Origin of the sequence: Paraburkholderia sp. EG304 (genome assembly GCF_046543485.1) — a bacterium.
Classification (GTDB): domain Bacteria; phylum Pseudomonadota; class Gammaproteobacteria; order Burkholderiales; family Burkholderiaceae; genus Paraburkholderia; species Paraburkholderia youngii.
On sequence record NZ_JBKGUA010000202.1, the window covers coordinates 1 to 1,540 of the forward strand.

The window sequence follows — 1,540 nt, forward strand, 5'->3', positions numbered from 1 at the left end:
CGTATCATTCCATTTCGCCCGGACCTCGCGCGAGAGTTGCGTCAATACCTTCACGCGCGTCACGAGATCCTCGGACGTCTCGGCGTTAGTGAGCCGCAAGCATTGTTCATCCGGCTTGATGGTACGCCGCTCACCGTGAAGTCAGCGTCCGATGCGCTCCGTCGACTGCTTCGTCAATTGTCGATCAAGCCACCGGCAGGCCGCGTCGGTGCCAGACCTTATGAGTTTCGCCACGCCTTTGCCGTGCATCGGCTCACGGCATGGGCTGAAGCCGGAGCCGACATGCACGCGAAGCTCCCGTGGTTGTCAGCATATCTAGGTCACCAAGATGTCCTTGGTACCGAGGTGTACCTGAAGGCGACACCTCAACTTCTCGAACTCGCCAGCCAACGATTCCGGCGTCATTTGCGCAACGCGCGGGCCGTCGGATGAAGACCCTACCATCAGCCGCGCTGTTCACGCGCGTCGAGTCATTCTTTACCGATAACCTTCGAAGTATGAGAGGCGCGAGCGAACACACCGTCCATGCCTATCGCGACTCGCTCAAGCTGTACTTCGAATTCGTGGCAACGAACAAGCGATGCAGTCTTTCGGCAATTGCGCTTGACGACATGAATGCTGAGACCGTCAGTCAATTCCTAGCTTATCTGGAGAAGGATCGCTTGAATTCTGTGGCGACGCGCAATTGCCGACGATCTGCCATCCGAAGCTTCTTCAGGCATCTCTTGCGTACAGACATCGCGCACTCGCAGCAGTATGCTCGAGCACTTGTCATTCCGGCGAAGAAGGTGCGGCATCGTCCCGCGACCTATCTGGAAGCCGAGGAGGTGCGCGCACTTCTCGCCAGGCCCGATCCGAGAACGGGTGATGGCTGTCGAGACTATGCGCTATTGTTGTTTCTCTACAATACCGGCGCACGCGTTAGCGAAGCAGCAGACCTCTGCTGGCGCGACTTGCAACTGGCCGCACCTCGGCAGGTGCGCTTGCATGGTAAAGGTCGCAAGGATCGCGTCCTGCCGCTTTGGCGCGAAACCGTCAATGCGCTGCATCGCCTCTGGATGAGCGCTCACCCTGATCAGCAACCGCACGTCTTTCTTAACCGTCGGGGCGAAGTATTGAGCCGCGATGGGATCGCCTACATCCTGCGCCGGCATGTGCAGGCCGCCACACAAGATTTTCCTGGGCTGGCACGCAAGCGGATCACACCGCATGTCTTGCGGCACAGCTGCGCCGTCTCGCTATTACAGTCTGGCACTGACATAACCGTGATTCGCGACTATCTTGGCCATGTGAGTATCGCTACGACCGGACGCTACGTTGCGACCAACCTGCAAATGAAACGTGATGCGCTGGAAACCTTCTGGAAGCATGCAGGAATTCAGCCTGCCAAAGCGAAGCCCTGGAAGCCCACACCGAACCTTCTGGCGTTTCTGAACTCTCTCTGACTCCCGAGATTTATGTCGTGATCGGCGACGCGCAACGACTGATCACACAAAGGCGACGCAAGCAGACTCGGCATAAAACGCAACTCGGGATAATG

General features: G+C 57.8%; 2 protein-coding genes. Both read left to right on the forward strand.

The features are described from left to right. The coding region (locus ACLFKU_RS43315) for a hypothetical protein (protein WP_410853335.1) at window positions 1–432 on the forward strand (432 nt) is incomplete at its 5' end. After that, on the forward strand, window positions 429–1,445 hold the full coding sequence (locus ACLFKU_RS43320) for a site-specific integrase (protein WP_410853336.1): 1,017 nt from the start codon (window positions 429–431) through the stop codon (window positions 1,443–1,445). The genes ACLFKU_RS43315 and ACLFKU_RS43320, both read left to right, overlap by 4 nt. The last annotated feature ends 95 nt before the right edge of the window (window positions 1,446–1,540 follow it).